Below are 20,025 nucleotides of genomic sequence, written 5' to 3' on the forward strand. Positions count from 1 at the left end.
TTGAATTTTTATTTACACGGGGAGGGGAGTGTCTATGAGTTTTTTTAGCCGGTTTTTGAAGAGACAGCAGCCGGAGGAACGGCCGTTGTTCTACGATATCGTATGTCCATACTGCTTTAGCAAATTTTCACCGGAAGAAGTCGTGTTCCGTGCAGCACATCATCGTGACGATGACGAGGATTATGCACTTGGAGAAGATGCCAAACTCAACCGATATCGGGAGCGCTTTGGGCTGGATACGGTATTTGATATGGAAGCTGTGCTGTCACCTTATGATGTACCGGAGGAGCATCGAATCTATTCGGATAACATTGTCATGGGCTTGAATGATCGTTACGGTGTGATGACACGTCGCCGTCTGTGCCCGCATTGTCATAATGAGTTGCCTGTAACAGCGGGTAAGGCACCAAGTAATATCATTTCGATTATAGGTGCATCCCAGGTCGGGAAATCCGTGTATATGACTTCCTTAATTCATACGTTGCAGCATTATACTGCGGATCATTTTGATGCCGCTTGTATGCCGCTGAATGCCGAGATCAGTCGCCGTTTCCGTGCGGATTACGAAGAGCCATTGTTCGAACGAGGCGACCTGCTGGATTCCACGCAGAAGGAAAAGCTGCAGGAGCCATTTATTTTTCAGTTTGTGTTCAAGGACGAGGATAAAGCGCCGCTGACCCTGGTGTTTTTTGACGTGGCAGGTGAAGGTATGGTGGAGCAGGATTATCTGGGCTTGCACGGACAGCATATCAAAAACTCGGCAGGTATTCTGTTTATGGTTGACCCGCTCCAGATTCGTTCGATCCGGGACAAGATCCGCATTAACCTGGGGAACGAACCGGGTGAATGGACGCCGAAATACGATGAGCCGCGCGACGTGGTCCTGACCCTTTTCGGTGACTTTATCGCCTATCAGGACAAGGCCAAAACCAATATTCCAACCGCTGTCGTACTCACCAAAAGTGACATGCTGCATTCCCTCAAGGACGAGGAGGGGGATTATATCAAATCCAACAGCAATGTGTTCCGTAACATGGTGCACCGCGACTCTTTCGATCTGACCGAATTTGAGAATATCGACGGGGAGATTCGCCGTTTTATCGAGAAAGTGGATCGTCCGTTCAAAGGAACGATGGATGTATATTTCAAAGATACTGCTTATTTTGCCGTATCTGCGCTGGGTAGCAATCCGGTAGATATGAAAATCCAGGGCGTGGTAAGCCCCATCCGTGTGGACGAGCCTTTCCTGTGGTTGCTATACAAACTCAAGTACATTGAGGGGAGAGTGGGATGATGCGTTCTGCCAACACTCCGCCCATTGAACAGCAGATGTACACGAGAGAACGGCGCGGGGTATTCCGGACAACGGAGGGGTTTGACACGGTGGCTGCTTCACCGGGACTGGACCCTTCTTTTATCAAAAAAGTACTTCACCCTTACTGTGTCTATGATGCTCCCGCAGAGCTGACAGGCCGGAGTGAGAAGGACGAGAGCAAGTATCCGGCTTCCATGCACCTGCTGCATCTGGAGAGCGGCGAGACCATTCTCGGGCAAAATGTGTATCAGGCTGCTGATTTTACCGGCCTGCGCAGCGCATTTTTCGCTCACAATTATGTTCTATCTCCGGCAAGCTCGGAAGAATATATGAAACGTGGCGATTGGCTGGATGCTGTGTTCGCCACCTCTTATGATATCGAGCAGGGCACAGAGTTGCCTGCGCTGACAGCTTTGCCTGTAGCGACAGAAGGTGGAGCAGGACTCGGTACCGAACTGCACGGCGGAAACTTTGATCTAAACGCATCTCCGAGCCAAGTTTTAAGCGCTCTGAAAATGGATGAGACGTTGTTCAAGCGTATGCTGTATGCCGTGATGCAGTCTGTGGCGGCTCGCCGCAAGGTATACATAGCACTGGATGTGCCAGCAGAGGAAGTAACAGCAGGAGCAAAGGCATTGCTTCGTCTGCTGTACAAGGCATTGCCGTATGCGTTCCGACGTCAACTTGGTTTTATGACGTTTGCCAAGGAGCCACAGGCCAAGAAAGGCATTCATGTGCAATTTGTAGAGCGCGGTACGCTGCGTCCCAAGGATCGGAATACAGAGAAGGATTTCACCTTTGATCTCGTCTCTGGACGCGTCACACATGCGGACGCTTCGGTAGCAAAGTTGCCTTATGCGGAGTTTGCATGGTTTTTGATGCAGGATCAGGCAAGGTCGGCCGAGTTTTATGCATTTGCCGATGAAATGCTGGCAGGCATGGAGCCTGGACGTGAATTTTCCATTGAAGCCTATGGCGAGCTATCTGTATTTTACAGTCTTGAACAAGGGGTAGAGGATTTATATCTGAACAACAAACATGAGGTCTTGAGCGGCTTGCTGACGTACCTGAAGCCGGAAGGCGGATTGCATGAACGTTCACGTCTGAACGAACTGTTCCTGACCTTGCTCAGCCGGGAACTGGACAGTGTACGGCGGGAAAATGTACCCGAAGAAGCGGTGGCTTCTCGCATCGGCGAATATTTTCGGGTCGCTGCACCTGTGGTGAAGGCCCGGATTGTGGATTATTTTATTTACGCTGTGAACAATGCACGAGCGCAGAAACGAATGCGAGCTGTGCAAGAGCTGTATACCATTCTGGATCGGGATGCTCAGTTGAATCAGGCATTCTTTGATAAGGTGCTGGGCAATGCTTCATTAACCAAACTGCTGTTTGAGCCGTATCTGGACAATCAGCTTAAACGTACCGAAACGGCAGCAGGCGTGATTGAGCTTATCCAGCGATGGGTTACGGCTCATCCGTCTGCGATCCAATCCGCTTTTTTGGTGGAAAAGTCTTGTACCGAGCTACGGGAAAGACTGTGTTCTGCACTCAATCCGGTGCAATCGGCGAACGAGGCTCTTCAACGGGTTAGTGTTTTGGACCTTATCTCCGAGAACGGTGCGATGGAACCGGAGATTACCGGACATATCGGACAAACAGAGATTTTTGCCGATTCAGAACAGCAGGCTACGACTGCGCATTCTTCTGGCAAACCAACCGCCTCATCCCGTCGTGGACAACAGGCTGCATATCAGGAGGCTTTAACCAAGCTAGCTGACAAGATTGCTTATGTCATCAACCTGTTTATGATCCAGGATCTCAATCTGGAACGCGTGAATCGGGAGCAACTGTTGCAGATCGATATTTTGCAGCATGAGCATGAGGTTCGGGACTGGGCGGTACGTCAAGGCTCCGATGTTGTTGCAAGAACCAATATGATGCTGGCAGCCAGAGCATGGCTTAGCGGTGATGGTAATGCGGAAGAAGGAATGGACTCTCTCTCCCTTGCTGAGCGGGATGAGCTTCAGCGCTGGACTCGCCGCTGGCTCGCGGCAGAGCTACGGAATCAGCCGGGAACGCCAGCGTACGAGGCATTGTCGCTTGCGTTTTATCGTGGGGGGAGCGGAAGTAATCGGCTTGATTATTCAGGTCTGATCGAGTTTGCCCGCATTCATATGGGTCACCCCGAAGAGATCTACACTTTTTTTGAATGGTCTGGCGCGCAGCGGATGTTTGTTCGCGGTTCTAACGCACATAAAGGGTATGCAGATGCCATCATCCTGTATTTCAAAACGCATGATCGGGAAGCATTCCGACCCAAGTCGGCTTTTAAGCCGTACTATGCCAAAGCAGGAAAAGCGCTGAAGCCGGTCTATGATCGTGCCAAGTCGGAGCTGGCCTCTCCGTTCATGCGCATGTTGACGGGGCGAAAGAAAACACGGTGGCTGGGATTGTTGCTGTTGTTCCTGATTCTCGGTGTTGCAGGCGGTACGTATGCTCTGATGAACCCTTCGTCTGAACCTGAGACACAGCCACCGACAGATCGGGAGCCTGTAGTCGCCACGAATCCCGAAGAGAAACCAGCAGACTACATTGCGTATATTGTTGCGGAGAACAGGCAGGAAGGGGCTAAATCATCAGCCCAATTAGTCATCCGTTTTCGGAGTGAAACAGGGGGTATTCCTTTTGAAAAGGGGAAACTTCAACTGCGTATGGATGACGGGAGCACGAAGGAGCTAGATGTTACAGACCAGTGGGAAAGCCTGGATCGTGGTGAAGCCTCTGGTACCGATACGGATACAAATACAGATACAGATACAGATACAGATACAGATACAGATACAGATGCAGGTCAAGGATCGGCTGATTCAACGAGTGATGCGGATAAGGATGCCCAATCCGAAGTCGGCAATGCGTCATCTGGCACAACAAATGAATCACCGGAGCAAAGCCAAGATAAAACAGGTGAAAATTCAACCGATGAAGCTTCACCAGAGGGCCAGACTAAAACTGACACTAAGGAACCGTTAACCTTGGTAGAAGCGGATCGCTTGTACCCCTACGGAATGCAGATCTCGATCCCGGACAATATCAATCCCGAGCATGTTGTGAGCATCCAGCAAGGTGCGGAAGGCTCGGAGATCACGATTAACCTGATGCAGAAGCCAAGTTGAATTTGTGTAGCAGGCACCATGTGAATCGGAACAGGCAAGGAACTTTAAAGTAAGATTTGAGAGATGATTCTGAAACGGAGGTTTCAGGGTCATCTTTTTTTAGTAACAATTATCGTTTCTAGATGAAGTATGCTGATGAAATCTTTTTGTTCACAAATTAGACATATATCGGTTGATTCAAATTAAGGCCATGAGGCGAGTGGTGAAAAATAGCACGGAATCATTGAGAAATGATCTCATATAATAAGCGTCATGGTAGCCATTGAGATACTTAATTTGAGCAAAAAATGCCTTATATCATCAAAAAAATTGGGTTTTTCGGTTGACAAGTGATAATGATTATCAGTATCTTTAGTGTAGCAGATTAAACAGTTTCTTTAAAAAGGTTAAAGCGTCGGAAAATTTAGAAGTGTTGAATCAGTATATAATTTCAATTTCGTTGTCGTTATGATAGCCGGAAATACATACCGGGATTAATGAGAGAGGGATGATCGCATGTTTCGTCTGGAGACGTCCAAGCTGGATATCGCTTATGAGGAAAGACTTATTGTTGAGGATCTGAACATTCAGATTCCCCAAGGGAAAATTACCGCACTTGTGGGAGCCAACGGTTCGGGGAAATCAACGATACTGAAAACGATGGCACGTATTATGTCTCCGAAGGCAGGTAGCGTGTTACTCGACGGCAAATCCATCCATAAGCAGTCCACTCGTGAAGTTGCCAAGCAGCTTGCGATTCTGCCTCAGAATCCTACAGCACCGGAAGGGCTGACCGTTACAGAACTGGTTTCCTATGGTCGCTTCCCTTATCAAAAAGGATTCGGCTCCATGCGTGCAGAAGACAAACGCATGATTGAGTGGGCGATCGAAGTGACTGGCATGACGGAGTTCCATGACCGTCCGATCGATCAGTTGTCCGGCGGACAACGTCAACGTGCCTGGATCGCTATGGCACTTGCACAGGAAACAGACATTCTGTTCCTGGACGAGCCGACAACCTTCCTCGATATGGCTCACCAGCTCGAAGTATTACAGTTGCTGGAGCATCTGAATGCAACCGCTAATCGTACCATTGTGATGGTCGTCCATGACCTGAATCACGCATCACGGTATGCACAGCACATGATCGGCATCAAGCAGGGTAAAGCCATTGCTGAAGGTTCTCCAGTAGAAGTCATGACTTCGGATGTACTGCGTGAAGTATTTAACATTGAAGCCGACATCGTTATGGACCCGCGCTCCAATGTACCGCTTTGCTTGCCATATGCGCTCGCTGGCGAACGTCCGAAACCAGTTGCCCCTGAAACCAAGGTAGTGAACAGTGCGATGGTTCATGCTGCAGGTCGCACGGAACATCGAGTGCAAGCAACAGGCAGTTAAAATAAACGAGCTGGATCGGATGTGCGATCCTGAATTATAGAAATGAAGCCGCTGTGCGCTGTTAGCACGCGGCTCATTCGCATTCACAGGAGGTTTCATTAATGAGCGCAATCAATTACACCTGGCTTGAACAATATGCACGTATTTCGACTAAACCTGCGTTGAATCCTATATACGATAAACATTTGGCTTCGTTAAGGGACGCAGAGCAGGCAAGAGATATGCTGACAGCTTACAACGAACATTTACGAGCAGATAGCTTGCAGACCGCAGCGGTATATTTCATGCATTCTGTTCGTGGACTGCTGTTAGGCATTCACTATATAAACGCGATGTGTGACTCGTTGCTGGATCTCTCACTGGATAATATCCAATTACAACTTATCGTAAAAGATGGGTACCCGGCATTTCATTTCCAACTGCTAGATGACGCTGAAAAGCCTCATCCAGCGCCTCCCGCCAACGACGAGCCTAACTCAGTCTTAGCTTCTACATCTGCGCGTAAGGCGATGCTCACAGCTTATTACGGAGAACAGCTTCTGCCATTAATTGAAGGGGTGGCACTGGCTGGTGGGGCGAATACAGGCCAGATGTGGGCACAGCTTGCGTCGATCCTGAGATGGTTCAAAACGTTGGCTGTCCAGATGGAGATTACAGATCAGGAGCGAGAAGCTGTTATTCAAGGGTATGAGCATGTGATTACGATGCCACCGGAAGTTATGGGATTACGTAAAAATCTGTTGAAATTCAAGCCGGTAGAGATCGACAGCCCGTATCAACCGGGAGAGAAGGTGTTAATGAAGTCAACATGCTGCCTGTATTATAAGGTGGATGGAGGCCAGGATTATTGTTACACCTGTCCCAAACTGAGCAAAGCCGAGCGGCAAACACGATATGAGGCAATTGCAGCTTCCCGGTAAATTTGAAGTTCATACTCGAACACGTTTATAATTGGGATACTACGATTTCATAGGAGGAATTAGCAATGTCCGTATATTCGTACAAGGCGGTAACTACCGCAAATCAGGAAGTGCCGCTGGATATGTATCAAGGCAAGGTGCTCGTTATTGCAAATACAGCGAGTAAATGTGGATTGACTCCGCAATACGGTGAATTGCAGAAGCTCTATGACCGTTATCGTGATCAAGGTCTCGTCGTGCTTGGTTTTCCTTGTAACCAATTCGGTGGGCAGGAGCCAGGGACAAGTGAAGAAGCGGAATCCTTTTGCCAGATTAACTACGGCGTGAATTTCCCGGTCTTTGCAAAAGTAGATGTGAACGGAGAAGAGGCTCATCCCCTCTTTCAATATTTGAAAGAACAACAGCCCGGCTCAGGTGAAACCAACGATATTCAATGGAACTTTACCAAGTTCCTCGTGAACCGCGAGGGTGAAGTTGTTGGCCGCGTTGAACCGAAAGAGACACCAGAGTCCATGGGTGCTGCGATTGAGCAATTGCTTGGTTAATGTGCTATATCTGTAAGGAAAACGTCTGATGACGAGAAGCCTGACCTGCTATTTTTGCAGAGTCAGGCTTTTTCTTATTGTCTAAAGCGTTGTATTCATCCTTACATTATGTTCGACACCGCGTTGAAACGGATTTTGAATGATTTGGAGAGCATAAGCAATATCTAACTCGGAGAAACTGTAAAGAGTGAAAATTAGATTGAGTCAGGGACAATAACGCATTAAATCACAGCAAACTGAGGGCGGAACTCGAATTTGGCACATGTTTTATAAGGAAAGCGACATTTATTTTGCAAAACCTATTGCAATGTGAAAAATATCACATTATAATGAGTGTATAAAGTGAAATAAATCACATGTGATCCATCGAATTAGTAGTGAATTATTTCACAACTATAATTACGTTAATTAACTCATTATTTTATATACTCCAAGGAGGAACTACTTATGAAAATCGCAGTCATCGGATGTACACACGCAGGAACAGCAGCTATCGTAAATACCGCCAAATTATACCCGGATGCCACCATTACCGTATATGAACGCAATGATAATATCTCTTTCCTGTCATGTGGTATTGCGCTCTACGTAGGTGGAGTGGTAAAAGACCCTGACGGCCTGTTCTACTCTTCGCCAAATCAATTGGCGGATCTCGGAGTTGTGACGAAGATGCTTCACGAAGTTACAGCAGTGGATGCCAAAGGCCACACCTTGCGGGCTAAAAATCTGCAAACCGGGGAAGAATTTGAAGATACATTTGATAAACTGATCGTGACTACAGGTTCATGGCCTGTTGTACCGAAGCTGGAAGGCATCGAGATGGATAACATCCTGCTTTGCAAAAACTACAATCACTCCAACACCATTATCGAAAAAGCGAAAGATGCGAAACGCGTTACTGTAGTGGGTGCAGGTTACATCGGTGTGGAACTGGTCGAGGCATTCCAGATGAACGGTAAAGAAGTGACGCTGATCGACAGCGTGGATCGTATTTTGAATAAATACCTTGATCCTGAATTTACCGATGGAATTGAAGATACGCTCAAGAATAAAGGCATTGAATTAGCACTTGGTCAAACGGTACAGAAATTTACGGGCGAGAACGGCAAGGTAACCAAAGTCATCACATCCAAAGGGGAATTCGAAACGGACTTGGTTATTCTCTGCATCGGATTCCGTCCGAATACGGAGCTGCTGAAAGGCCAAGTGGATATGTTGCCGAACGGTGCAATCATCGTCGATAAATACATGCAAACCAGTCAACAAGATGTCTTTGCTGCAGGTGACAGCTGTGCGATCCACTACAATCCGACCGGCAAAGCCGCTTACATTCCACTGGCAACAAACGCCGTGCGGATGGGTACACTCGTAGCGAGAAACCTGGTTCGTCCAACAACGCCTTATATGGGAACACAGGGCACGTCGGGCATCAAAATTTATGAGCAAAATATTGCAGGAACAGGAATGACCGAAATGTCTGCTAAAGAAGAGGGACTTGTTGTCGAGTCGGTTGTTCTGGAAGACAGCTACCGTCCTGAATTCATGCCAACGGCTGAGAAACTGCTGCTTAAAGTGGTCTACGAACAAGCGACTCGCCGGATTGTCGGTGCACAGGTGATGTCACAAGTCGATCTGACGCAGTCGATCAATACGATCTCCGTTTGCATTCAGAACAACATGACGGTGGATGAGCTGGCGTTTATCGACTTCTTCTTCCAACCGCACTACAACAAACCTTGGAACTTCCTGAACACAGCAGGCCTGCAAGCCCTGCCTCCGGTAGAGGTTAAAGCGCCGGCACTGGTATAAAACGGTGAGGTGAATCATCTACAATGTAAACTGCTAGCAACGATATAGAAATCGGGCACATCATAAAATATCAGAAACGGAAGGAGGCTGGCGAGCATATCGTCAGTCTTCTTTTTTGTCGTCTAAGTGAAAAAATGGATCATCTTCTTAGATTGTTTTGTGATTATTTGCACAAAGTTTTGGGCAGGGTCGAGATACAATAAAACCATAGAGGAATTCAATGATCTGCGAACGGCTTGAAGATAAAGGAGAGGATGACATATGGCGACAAAAACGCCTTTAGAGGTTGCACAATATACGGCACAGGCTGGTGTTAAGAAAGCACAGAATCCGGTTTCTTCTGTGCTGATTCTTGGTTTCCTGGCGGGAGCCTTTATCGCGCTTGGGTTTCTGCTGGATATTCGCGTAATCGCATCTGCACCACCGGAGTGGGGGAGCATTGCGACATTCATCGGAGCGGCGGTGTTCCCGGTAGGTCTGATTCTGGTCTTGATTGGCGGCGGAGAACTGTTGACGGGTAATATGATGGCTGTACCGCTTGCTGCAATCACACGTAAAATCTCTCCAGTCACGATGCTAAAGAACCTGCTACTTGTGACGGTGGGTAACCTGCTTGGTGCCCTGTTTGTGGCATTTTTCTTCGGTCATGTCCTTGGGCTTACCGCAGATGGTGTATACCTGACCAAAGTGGTCGATATGGCAGGACATAAATTGCATGATAGCTTCCTGCAGGCTTTTATCTCGGGCATAGGCTGCAACTGGCTGGTGGCGCTAGCTGTCTGGCTGTCTTATGCAGCCGATACGATGGGCGGTAAAATTCTGGGCATTTGGTTTCCAACGATGGCGTTTGTGGCGATCGGCTTTCAGCACGTTGTGGCCAACATGTTTCTGATTCCGGCGGCGATCTTTGAGGGGCATTATTCCTGGGGTCAGTATGTCATGAATTTCATCCCAGTGTGGCTGGGTAATCTGACGGGTGGAGCGTTGTTCGTAGCGGCTGCATATTGGATGGTCTATCTGCGTAAAACAGAGCCGGCGGTCAAGCCGGATACGGTTGTCCCTGCTAAAGTGTCTCCTGTAGAAGCAGAAAGCAGAGCGATGTGGAGTAAACAGGCGTAACAGATGACAGAGTCGACACTTAGGAGCATCGTGTTTGTAAACATAAATAGTCAGAAGCTAAGAAAATAAACCGGCTTGTGAAATTAAGTTGGGGTACGGGGAGTTATCAGATAAGAATACGGAATAACGAAGTGAGATGGTGCATCTTATCGCTTCACGACAAGGTTGATCGTGGGGAGATGAGATAGGGTCATCTTTTTTTTGCCCAAAATTAAATTCGCCATGACAAGGTTCGGGGGAACGAAACCTGAGCATGGCGAATTTCGGGAGTGGTCCATGATATGGCATGAGGAGGAAGTGGGGAAACACCAGCCTAATGCCTTGTTCTTAATTTACCCTTGGATTCAGAGAATGAATCATAGGCAGAAAACTTTTTTCGAAATTAAAATTTTTGAATGAAATGACCAGTTTGCACACATAACATGCTACCCAGCAATGATGAAGATTTGGCCGATTCGTTCTGTTCTCTTTACGTTATAACCCTGAACGGGATATGATATAGGGATAGCTATTCAAAGAGGGGGAGCCCAATGATGATTGAACAGGAGAATGGTGTATTTCCAGCGGTATGCCCGCTCGATTGTCCAGACACATGTGGTCTGCTATTACATAAAGAAAACGGTAAGATTACGAAGGTTACGGGTAATCCGGATCACCCGATTACGAAGGGCGCGATCTGTAATAAAGTTCGAAATATGACGGAGCGGGTGTATCATCCCGAGCGACTTCAATATCCGATGCGACGCGTCGGCGCCAAAGGTGAAGGCAAGTTCGAGCGTATCAGCTGGGACGAAGCGATTCAGGAAATTACAGGAAAGTTCAAAGACTTGTCTGCAACGTATGGACCAGAGAGCATTCTTCCTTATAGTTTTTACGGTAATATGGGCGTGCTTGGCGTAGACGGCATGGATCGGCGTTTCTTCAATGCTCTGGGCGCAAGCGTGCTGGAGCAGACGATATGTAATGCGGCCGGTAATACGGGCTGGAAATATACGATGGGAGCTAACCACGGCACGTTGCCTGAGGATACAGAGCATGCAGATCTGATTGTGGTGTGGGGTGGTAACATTGTTAGTACCAATATGCATCAGGTTGTGCTCGCGGAGAAGGCCCGCAAGAACGGTGCCAAAATCGTTGTCATTGACGTTCACCGCAACCGGACGGCGCAATGGGCAGACTGGTTTATTCCGCTCTATCCGGGTACGGACAGTGCACTGGCACTTGGTATGATGCATGTGCTGTTTGAGCAAGGACTGACGAATGAAGCATTTATGCAAAAATATACCGTGGGACACGAAGCGCTACGCGAGCATGTGCGCAGTTACACCCCGGAACGGGTAGCACGCATTACAGGCGTGCCGGAAGAAACGATTGTGGAGCTGGCAGAGCTCTACGGAAGAGCGCAGGCCGCTCATATTCACATTGGCAATGGCTTGCAGCATCATGACAATGGGGGCATGAACGTGCGTAGCATCGCCTGCCTGCCTGCAATTACGGGTCAGTGGCTGAAGCGCGGCGGCGGTGCCGTTCGCACGAACAGCTACGCGAGCACCAACAGTGATGCGCTGGAACGGCCTGACCTAAGGCAACATGCCGAGCCGCGGGTCGTAAACATGAACCGGATTGGCGAAGCGTTGCTGGAGGCAGAGCAGCCGATCCGGGCCATGTTGGTTTACTGCAGCAATCCGCTGGTGGTGGCACCGGATACGGAACGAGTGGAGCGAGGTTTTGCACGGGAAGATCTGTTTACGGTGGTTCATGACCTGTTCATGACCGATACGGCGAAATATGCAGATATTGTGCTACCCGCCACGTCTTCTTTTGAAGCAACCGATCTATACATCTCGTACTGGCACCAGTATGTCCAGCTGCAGGAGCCTGTTATAGCGCCGATCGGCGAGAGCAAAAGCAATGTGGAACTGTTCTCCCTGCTTGGACAAGCCATGGGTTATGACGCGGACATCTTTGGTGAGAAGCCGGAGCAGATGATTGAGAATGCTCTTCAGGGCACGGAGAACTCTTATATGAACGGGGTTACACTGGATCGTCTGAAGCAACAGCGGTTTGTGAAGCTTGACATGTCGGCCCATGAATCTTTCCTGGAACATCTGCCTACGCCATCAGGCAAGATTGAATTATACTCCGAGCAGATGGAACAGAAGGGACTACCGCCATTACCGACATACGCCGCGTTAGTTGAAGGTTTTGATGGAGAGAACCCAGCCGGTCCAGAGGATGCATATCCGCTCATGTTTGTATCTCCGCCGAACCATAATTTCCTGAATTCCAGCTTCGGTAATTCGGCTAAACATCAACGTTTGGAGAAGATGCCGCTACTGCAAATTCATCCAGAGGATGCGGCTCGCCGCGATGTGCAGGATGGCGATGCAGTTGTGGTGTGGAATGAGCGCGGACGCATTGAACTGACCGCCAAAGTGACGGATGCCATGCTTCCGGGAACGGTCATCAGTCAAGGGCTATGGTGGGACGGCGAGGGTAAGAAACAGCGCTCCAACTCACTGACATCGGGTCGGTTGTCGGATATGGGGAACGGTGCTACCTTTTTCTCCGCCACTGTTGAAGTGAAGCGGCAATGAGTGTGCTTGCGGCCTGATTATTTTGATGTAATATAGATGAATATTTATATAATCTTTCAATCTACAGGCTTCCGCCGTGGCGAGTCATGCACATGTGCGGAAGCCTTTTGTGCGGACATCGGTCAAGGTATGTCAGGCTAGAGGATGTAAGGAGTTTTGAAGAGATGTTGAGATGGCTGGATAACTATCCAAAAGAAGTGAAAGTGTTTTTGCTGGCAAGTATGGTGAGTGCGACGGGCAGTGCCTTGATGTGGCCGCTCACAACTATGTATGTATTCGACGAGCTTGGACGCACGATGGCAAACGCGGGCTTTGTCATTTTGATTCAATCGCTCGGCGGTATTTTTGGACAGCTGCTGGGTGGCTCTTTATACCATCGCGTAGGTGTGAAAAAACTAATCATCGGTTCGCTGGCACTAAACGCGGCAGGATTGTTTGCATTGCCTTGGATTAGTGCGTACTGGGTTGTTTTTATCTGTGCAATGGGCTGGATTGGGTTATTCAGTTCATTATCGCTGCCTGCGATTCAAGCGTTTATCGGCTTCCGTTTTGCCGAGCGGCGCGGTGAATTGTTTAACATTATTTATGTGGCGAACAACATCGGTGTAGCGATTGGAACGGCGCTTAGCGGATTTCTGGCTGACTTTTCGTATCATCTGAGCTTTGTGTTAAACGGGGTGAGTTCAGCAGGATTTGCGGTGTTCTTCTGGTTTTATCTATCGCGGGTGGAGCCGGAGCAGGGAGAAGTACATCTGACGAAACGTAAAACCGTACCGGACGGTCCAGGCATCTGGACACTGCTGGGAAACACTCGGCTGTATCTATTCATGAGTCTTGGTGTGTTGTTCCTCTTGTTTGGTAACTCCATCTGGAATACAGGCGTGTCGCCTTATATTATTTCGGAAGGGTTGGAGAAAAGAATGTACGGTCTGCTCTGGACACTTAACGGTGTGCTGATCTTTGTGGGTCAACCATTCACCAGTTGGGTAAAACGTACGATGGCTCGTACCTCCAGCGCCCAGATGACGGCAAGTGCCGTATTTTACGGCCTCGCCTATATTGTTATGATCACCATGTACAATTATCCGGGCATGGTGCTTGCTATGGTACTGGCTACCTTCGGAGAGATGTTAATCTCGCCGGCTACGCCAGCGTTTATTTCGGAGCATGCGGGGAGGGCAGCCCCATTTTATATTGGCGTATCGGGTGGGATCGGCGCGTTGGGACGCGTGATCGGGCCATATGCGATGGGAGTCATGTACGACAAACAAGGCTTAATTCCTGTAGCTTGGCTGGCAACGGGTACCGCTGCGATTGCTCTGTGTGGTTTTATACTGCATGCAGCGCTGAACCGCAACCGGGAGATGAGGGAGTATGGCTTGGATGTTTAGGGGAAGTACTCTGTACTCTAAACGAATGGGCAAAGTGGATGCGGTGCGCGTATTGACCCTAATGGAACCGATTGAACCGAGTGAACCGAGTCGACTGAAAAATATGGATTCTGGATGATCTCATCTCAAAATAATATTGACAAAAAAAATTATATATGCTATAATTTACATATATTATTTTTCCGTATATACTAAGGTTCTCCTGGCCAGGGGGAACCTTATTTTTGTTGATACGGGAGGAACATGTGATGAGCGAGAAGAAGGAGTCCAGTATAACGTCTCTGATTTCAGCATTTGCCCGAGCCTACCATGTGGAGCATGATGAACCACTCATGTTTAATGACTTTTTAGCCCGAAAGCTAATTACTTCAGAGGAGTTTACAGCTATTGGCGAAAATATGATTCGGGGCATCGACTTCTTTCACCCGGATGCGGATGATCAGTTCGGAGGAGACCTGGATCAGGTGTTAAAATGGATAACCCAAGTCCAGCTGTCACCAATCACATTGGCTCGTTCTGCCTATAGTGAACAAGTGATGCTACAGGAGGCTTCGCTGGGCGTGAAGCAGATGATTATTCTTGGTGCCGGTATGGACACATTTGCGTTAAGGCACCCGGAAATGGAGGATGAGTTGCACGTATTCGAGGTGGACCTTCCGTCTGCACAGCAGTTAAAGAAAGAGCGTTTGAGGAAGGCGGAGCTGGTTATTCCGCGCAATCTTCAATTTGTGTCCATGGATTTCACCCGTGAGATGATTCATACGGATTCTTTAAGCAGTCTATTCAGAAATGTAAAAACCTTGTTTACACTGCTTGGTGTTTCGTATTATTTGCCCAAAGAAGACCTCTGTCGATTAATTCATCACGCTTTTGCACCTCTTCCGGCTGGAAGTTCAATCGTGTTTGATTATGCAGATGAACACCTCTTTCAGGAAAAGGGCAAGTTTAATCGTGTCGAGAATATGGTCAAGATGGCTGCGACGGGGGGCGAACCGATGTTATCCTGCTTCACGTATGAGGAGATGGAGCATCTGTTGGAAAAAGCAGGGCTTCTCATCTACGAGCATCTATCACCTGAAGAAGTTCAGGAGCGGTATTTCAGTCAACGACCAGATGACTTGTCTGCCTTTGAGACGGTTCATTTTATTCATGCGGTAAAAAAGTGAATTTCAACTATACATCAGAGGTGAAAACACTATATATGGGCCAGCTGATGTAATATATGGTGCAGTTGCCTTGATATAAAAAAACAAACGCCTGAAGAGACGTAATCGTCTTTCCAGGCGTTTGGAATTCATGATTGCCTTATTTGCGATTCTGCTCAGCACGCTTTACAATCATATCTGCTAATTCTTCAGCCTGACCCTGGATTGCAATCGGGTCAAAGTACCAGTACCGATCCTCCTGCAATTCATACACCTGATTGTTTTTTACCGCAGGAAGGGACTTCCAGACAGAATCACCCTTATAATTTTTATTATTCACACTAACGGTCAGGAAAACATGATCGCCTGCATAATCACCAACAATTTCACGTGAAATCTCTTTCCATTGGGTATCGCCCATCAGTTCTTTTCTGGTACGTTCAAGCGGAGCAAGTTCCAAGGCACGGTAAACGGCTTGTCCTCCTCGACCAAAGTTGTCTCCGTATCCATAATAACTCTTGTCCGATACTTCAAGGATCGAGAAGGTTTCCTCTGGACGGATGACCGCCTTCACCTTGGTGCGAGCGGCTTGTATCCGTTCGTCGTATGTCTTCAGCCAAGCTTCGGCTTCTTCGGATTTGTTCATGAGCTCTCCGAAGCCACGGATCTCATCTGGTACGTTTGTGAATGTACCGTAAGGAATAACTACGGTAGGTGCGATTTTTTGATAATTCTCAATTTCCTGAGCTTGGTTAGAGTAGGTAATGATCATATCCGGATTCAAGGCAGCAACCTTTTCCATGGATACAGCATTCCGATCACCGATACTTTCTATACCTGCCACCTGGTCCGAATAGAACGGGTTCTCTAGGTAATATTGGATAGCGCCAACGGGCTTCACACCGATTGCCAGCAGATCACTTACGTACATGTCTGTAACAATCCGTTTGGGCTCCGCCGGAATTTCTACATCCCCGCTTAAGGACTTGTAGATTCGTTTAGCATCAGAAGTAGCCGAACCGGACGACGAGTCTTTGCTGGCTTCGGAAGTTCCGGGTGTGACTTCTGTTCCTGCTCCGCTACCGCAAGCGGCCAGGATCATAAGCATGGCAAGCATAAGCAGCAAGCCAGAGAATCTGTTTCTAAAAGCATACATGTACTGATTCCTCCCTATGTATAGTTCGTAAATAATAATGATTATTATTCTCATTAATAACATAGAGGAAGATGTCTGATTTGTACATGGACAACGATGATCACTAAGACATGGATAGATGTGATGTGAAATGATGCATCATGTTTTTTAGCTGCTTTACCATGGATAGAGGGTCAAAACCGTAGAACATGTCTGTATCAATTTCGTATACACAACCGTTACGAATGGCCGCAAGGCTGCTCCATGATGTTGAATTCATCTGTAAATGGACGGCTTGTTGTTCTGTAGCTTCCTCAGGATAGGCTATAAATATGTGATCTGCGGCATACAAATGAATATCGGACAGAGGCACATGGATGTATCCGTTTGGCAGCCGCCCATCCTTGAGCATACGTGTCGGTGGTTGAAATCCAAGAGACTCATATAGAATATGGGAAGCTCTGCCCCAACTATGACCAAAGACGTATGCACCTTGTTCCCCATACAGGAATAAACATACCGCTGAACCTCGGGTTTCACCCATTAGATTGTCCAAAGTCTGATTGGCTTCATGCTCCAACTGGTGATAACGGTGAATAATAGCCTGAGCTTTTGGCTCCATACCTGTAATTCGACCGATCTGTATAAACTGCTGCTTCCAGTCCAGTTCTTCAAAGGGCATCAGAATGGTTGGCGCGATCATTCGCAATTCATTCAGCACTGGATGAGGTGCATAACCGATGATGATGTCGGGATTCACCTCTGCAATTAACTGCGGATAAGCTAACAGTTCATGCTCCCCATACTGCCTCATCTGCTGTTGTACATGCTCGTCAAGATCGGATTCCATCCAGCTTGCAACAGCACCTATGTGGGGAATGCAGCCCAGTGCCAGCAGGGAAGCCGTGTAGTTGAAGGTCAGAGAGACGATTTTCTTCGGTGTTTGCCTGTAATGACTCGGTGCTACACCAACGATCTGTTTAAACTTGCGGCTCAGATAGAACGAATCTTTATATCCGATCAGTCTAGCCACTTCCTGTAATGTAGGATTCCCCAATAGCAGATGTTCTTGGGCCATTCTGATCCGTAAACGGGATACATATTCAATGAAGGTAAATCCGGTATACCGCTTAAATTCCCGCGAAAAATGTTCGGGGCTCACATTCGCTGCCTTGGCCAGTTGCTCACGTGTGAGAGGGTGCGCATACATTTCATGAATATAGCGGAGTGCACCATCCAGCCAAGAGTGATCTGGTTGCGGAACAAGAGCGGTTTGCTCCTGAAGCATATCCAGAAGTTCATAGAAAAGAATATGCGGTCTGAACAGGCTTGTATTTTGTCCTGACATGTATATCTGGGCCAGTTCTGCTGCCTTCTCAACAAGCAAGTGGCTGGATAGTGGAGCTGGGGACCCAAACGGCCAGAAGCGCTGTTCTTGATCGGTAAAATCGAAAGCGATGGCGATGCCCTGTACTGGCGAGAGCGTACCTCGGTAGCGGTCATGCTGCAACAGGCGGCCTGCACGGCGAATAAATGCGGAGCCGGGAGTTAATGTCAGTTTGCCCTCTGCTCCAATGAGTCTGACCTGACCTGAGGTTATGACATACAATACATGGAGCTTGCTCCAGGAGTCCTCAATCTGGGCCAATGCTTCAAAATCGTGAAGCTGAACGAAATGTATCAGCTTGAATAGAGCTTCCGGAATAGGCTTTATATCTGGTAAGGATGCGAGCCAGGAATGTTCGTGGACTGGATCGGCAGGCTGTTTTTTTTTCATGACATAACCTTCTCCTTATTATGATTTGGAAGAGCTGTAACACTGCATCGTACTTCTTCTGCTGGTCAAATGGATGAATTTGAACTATTATGCAGTATATATGATAAACAAGACTTCGTGGACAAGTGGTCGAAAATTGTACTTATTTCTGCGAAATTAGATAAAATGGTTGAAATCGCTATCACCAGCGACTATAATGATAATGTCGAAACGTTTCAATCTAGCACTTACGGTAGATTGACTAATGTTTTTGTCGCAAAGGATGCAAAGTCCCCTTCTAAGAAGGCGCGTTTTACTAACATCTTTTCGCCTGTAAACAAGTAGGGAGCTAGGAAAAGTAAGCCTGAATTATTTTTTTGGAAACACCTCGAAACGTTTCGATTATGAGCGGCAAGTTAAAATGGATAAGCGAACTTGAGGAAGCATAGCTAGAAGTGCCATGAGCGGGTACGGCATAGCATCATTATGAATGATAACCACGACTGGAGCAGTGAATGGGACTGCAAGGTGTTGGTTTTTATTCAATACCTGCTGTCTGATAAGATAAAATAGTAATGGAAGAGTTAAGTAAGAAGGGACGAACGAGGAATGGCAACGATCAAGGATGTGGCAAAGCTGGCGGGTGTAGCGCTCTCAACTGCTTCCTATGCACTGAACGGGGACAGTAAAGTTAGTGCGAAGACCAAAGCGAAGGTGCTTGAGGCAGCAAGAGAACTGAATTACCGAAAGAACGGCTTTGCCATGGATTTGAAACGGAGTCGGACCAATACCATTGCGCTGATCCTGACAGACCTGTCGGGACCGTATTACTCCGAGCTGATTCGCAGTGTACAGGATGTAGCACTAGCGAACGGGTATGATCTTATTGCCTGTAGCTCCATGGGTGGCCGGGATTCAACAGCGGTTCGTTTTTTGCGTGAAAAGAGGGTAGATGGGGCCATTATCCTGGCTCACAACATCCATGATGACATCTTGGTTGAATCTGCTGGATCACGCTTCCCGATTATTGTCATGGATCGTCAGCTGTCCGGTGATCATCTGACCAATGTGCTGGTAGATGGTGAGCAGGGGGGGTACCTTGCAACCCGTCGTTTGATAAGAGGTGGTCATAGGAACATTGCATATATCAGCGGTCCATCCAACTCCTATGATAATGCACTGCGTTATCAAGGATTCCTGCGAGCGATGCGGGAAGCTGGGCTCGAAGAGAAGTCAAAGTGGCGTTTGAACGGCAATTTTGTACGCGAAGGCGGCTTTAGTGCAACCAAGATGATGATTATGCAGGGAGAGCTTCCATCCGCCGTATTTTACGGAAATGATGAGATGGCCATTGGCGGGCTGAAGGCTTTTGAAGAGAGCGGCATCTCCGTGCCTGGAGACATTTCAGTCATCGGCTTCGACGACATACAGCTGTCCGAATATGTTCATCCGCCGCTGACAACGATTCGTCAGCCGAAGCATGAGGCAGGATCACTGGCTGGACATCTGCTGTTCCAGATGTTGAATGGGGAGAGCGTTAATCCATCCTATACGTTAACGATTGATCTGGTGGAGCGTGGTTCTGTGGGTTCTTCTTAAGACCAGGACTACATAATGACAAGAAGAATGACTTGCTTGTGAATGTGATGAGTTACAACATGAGGGTTATCGTTGGGACGGGTCGGGAACGACCGGTTCAAAGGGAGCCCTATTCTTTTTCAAAAACATCGAAACGTT

14 protein-coding genes are annotated in these 20,025 nt (G+C 47.8%); 12 read left to right on the plus strand and 2 right to left on the minus strand.

Annotated features, from left to right (window positions below; all coding sequences use genetic code 11):
* Nucleotides 1-34: 34 nt before the first annotated feature.
* The 11 genes from FS818_RS20785 (at nt 35) to FS818_RS20830 (ending at nt 15,418) form a co-directional block, all read left to right on the plus strand.
* The gene (locus FS818_RS20785; RefSeq protein WP_090924168.1) at nt 35-1,294 is read left to right on the plus strand and encodes a TRAFAC clade GTPase domain-containing protein; all 1,260 of its coding nucleotides are present in this window, start codon (nt 35-37) and stop codon (nt 1,292-1,294) included.
* Entirely contained in the window at nt 1,294-4,491 is a 3,198-nt protein-coding gene (locus tag FS818_RS20790; RefSeq protein WP_145334313.1) for a GAP1-N2 domain-containing protein, read from the plus strand. Before FS818_RS20785 ends, FS818_RS20790 begins: the two co-directional genes overlap by 1 nt.
* A gap of 495 nt (nt 4,492-4,986) precedes the next feature.
* The gene (locus tag FS818_RS20795; protein ID WP_145334315.1) at nt 4,987-5,871 is read left to right on the plus strand and encodes an ABC transporter ATP-binding protein; all 885 of its coding nucleotides are present in this window, start codon (nt 4,987-4,989) and stop codon (nt 5,869-5,871) included.
* A gap of 101 nt (nt 5,872-5,972) precedes the next feature.
* Nucleotides 5,973-6,791, plus strand: coding sequence for a (2Fe-2S)-binding protein (locus tag FS818_RS20800; protein WP_145334317.1), 819 nt, complete (start codon nt 5,973-5,975; stop codon nt 6,789-6,791).
* 65 nt (nt 6,792-6,856) lie between these two features.
* Nucleotides 6,857-7,336, plus strand: a complete 480-nt coding sequence (locus tag FS818_RS20805) for a glutathione peroxidase (RefSeq protein WP_145334319.1) — start codon at nt 6,857-6,859, stop codon at nt 7,334-7,336.
* 447 nt (nt 7,337-7,783) lie between these two features.
* Nucleotides 7,784-9,145, plus strand: a complete 1,362-nt coding sequence (locus tag FS818_RS20810; protein ID WP_145334322.1) for an FAD-dependent oxidoreductase — start codon at nt 7,784-7,786, stop codon at nt 9,143-9,145.
* A 261-nt stretch (nt 9,146-9,406) separates the two neighbouring features.
* A complete protein-coding gene (locus tag FS818_RS20815; RefSeq protein WP_145334324.1) occupies nt 9,407-10,264 on the plus strand; it encodes a formate/nitrite transporter family protein in 858 nt (285 codons plus the stop codon).
* A gap of 533 nt (nt 10,265-10,797) precedes the next feature.
* Nucleotides 10,798-12,861, plus strand: coding sequence for a molybdopterin-containing oxidoreductase family protein (locus tag FS818_RS20820; protein ID WP_145334326.1), 2,064 nt, complete (start codon nt 10,798-10,800; stop codon nt 12,859-12,861).
* Nucleotides 12,862-13,028: 167 nt separating this feature from the next.
* A complete protein-coding gene (locus FS818_RS20825) occupies nt 13,029-14,252 on the plus strand; it encodes an MFS transporter (protein ID WP_145334617.1) in 1,224 nt (407 codons plus the stop codon).
* Nucleotides 14,236-14,370: a hypothetical protein gene (locus FS818_RS29395; protein WP_260984704.1), complete on the plus strand. Its 135-nt coding sequence runs from the start codon at nt 14,236-14,238 to the stop codon at nt 14,368-14,370. The genes FS818_RS20825 and FS818_RS29395 overlap by 17 nt, the downstream gene beginning before the upstream one ends.
* 130 nt (nt 14,371-14,500) lie before the next feature.
* Nucleotides 14,501-15,418, plus strand: a complete 918-nt coding sequence (locus tag FS818_RS20830; protein WP_145334328.1) for a class I SAM-dependent methyltransferase — start codon at nt 14,501-14,503, stop codon at nt 15,416-15,418.
* A gap of 139 nt (nt 15,419-15,557) precedes the next feature.
* On the opposite strand, the gene FS818_RS20835 is transcribed toward FS818_RS20830, so the two are convergent.
* Nucleotides 15,558-16,553, minus strand: coding sequence for an ABC transporter substrate-binding protein (locus FS818_RS20835; RefSeq protein ID WP_145334330.1), 996 nt, complete (start codon nt 16,551-16,553; stop codon nt 15,558-15,560).
* A 103-nt stretch (nt 16,554-16,656) separates the two neighbouring features.
* The gene (locus FS818_RS20840) at nt 16,657-18,309 is read right to left on the minus strand and encodes an AraC family transcriptional regulator (RefSeq protein WP_145334332.1); all 1,653 of its coding nucleotides are present in this window, start codon (nt 18,307-18,309) and stop codon (nt 16,657-16,659) included.
* A 588-nt stretch (nt 18,310-18,897) separates the two neighbouring features.
* Here FS818_RS20840 and FS818_RS20845 point away from each other — a divergent pair.
* Complete coding sequence (locus FS818_RS20845; protein ID WP_145334334.1) at nt 18,898-19,887, plus strand: LacI family DNA-binding transcriptional regulator; 990 nt, start codon at nt 18,898-18,900, stop codon at nt 19,885-19,887.
* The last annotated feature ends 138 nt before the right edge of the window (nt 19,888-20,025 follow it).

Origin of the sequence: Paenibacillus xylanexedens, from assembly GCF_007680605.1 — a bacterium.
GTDB classification, from domain to species: Bacteria; Bacillota; Bacilli; order Paenibacillales; family Paenibacillaceae; genus Paenibacillus; species Paenibacillus xylanexedens_B.

Coding starts and splice junctions, on each gene's coding strand:
- FS818_RS20810 (WP_145334322.1), top strand. CDS start 7,784: ATGAAAATCGCAGTCATCGGATGTACACACGCAGGAACAGCAGCTATC.
- FS818_RS20820 (WP_145334326.1), top strand. CDS start 10,798: ATGATTGAACAGGAGAATGGTGTATTTCCAGCGGTATGCCCGCTCGAT.
- FS818_RS20830 (WP_145334328.1), top strand. CDS start 14,501: ATGAGCGAGAAGAAGGAGTCCAGTATAACGTCTCTGATTTCAGCATTT.
- FS818_RS20785 (WP_090924168.1), top strand. CDS start 35: ATGAGTTTTTTTAGCCGGTTTTTGAAGAGACAGCAGCCGGAGGAACGG.
- FS818_RS20800 (WP_145334317.1), top strand. CDS start 5,973: ATGAGCGCAATCAATTACACCTGGCTTGAACAATATGCACGTATTTCG.
- FS818_RS20795 (WP_145334315.1), top strand. CDS start 4,987: ATGTTTCGTCTGGAGACGTCCAAGCTGGATATCGCTTATGAGGAAAGA.
- FS818_RS20805 (WP_145334319.1), top strand. CDS start 6,857: ATGTCCGTATATTCGTACAAGGCGGTAACTACCGCAAATCAGGAAGTG.
- FS818_RS20840 (WP_145334332.1), bottom strand. CDS start 18,309: ATGAAAAAAAAACAGCCTGCCGATCCAGTCCACGAACATTCCTGGCTC.
- FS818_RS20790 (WP_145334313.1), top strand. CDS start 1,294: ATGCGTTCTGCCAACACTCCGCCCATTGAACAGCAGATGTACACGAGA.
- FS818_RS29395 (WP_260984704.1), top strand. CDS start 14,236: ATGGCTTGGATGTTTAGGGGAAGTACTCTGTACTCTAAACGAATGGGC.
- FS818_RS20845 (WP_145334334.1), top strand. CDS start 18,898: ATGGCAACGATCAAGGATGTGGCAAAGCTGGCGGGTGTAGCGCTCTCA.
- FS818_RS20835 (WP_145334330.1), bottom strand. CDS start 16,553: ATGTATGCTTTTAGAAACAGATTCTCTGGCTTGCTGCTTATGCTTGCC.
- FS818_RS20815 (WP_145334324.1), top strand. CDS start 9,407: ATGGCGACAAAAACGCCTTTAGAGGTTGCACAATATACGGCACAGGCT.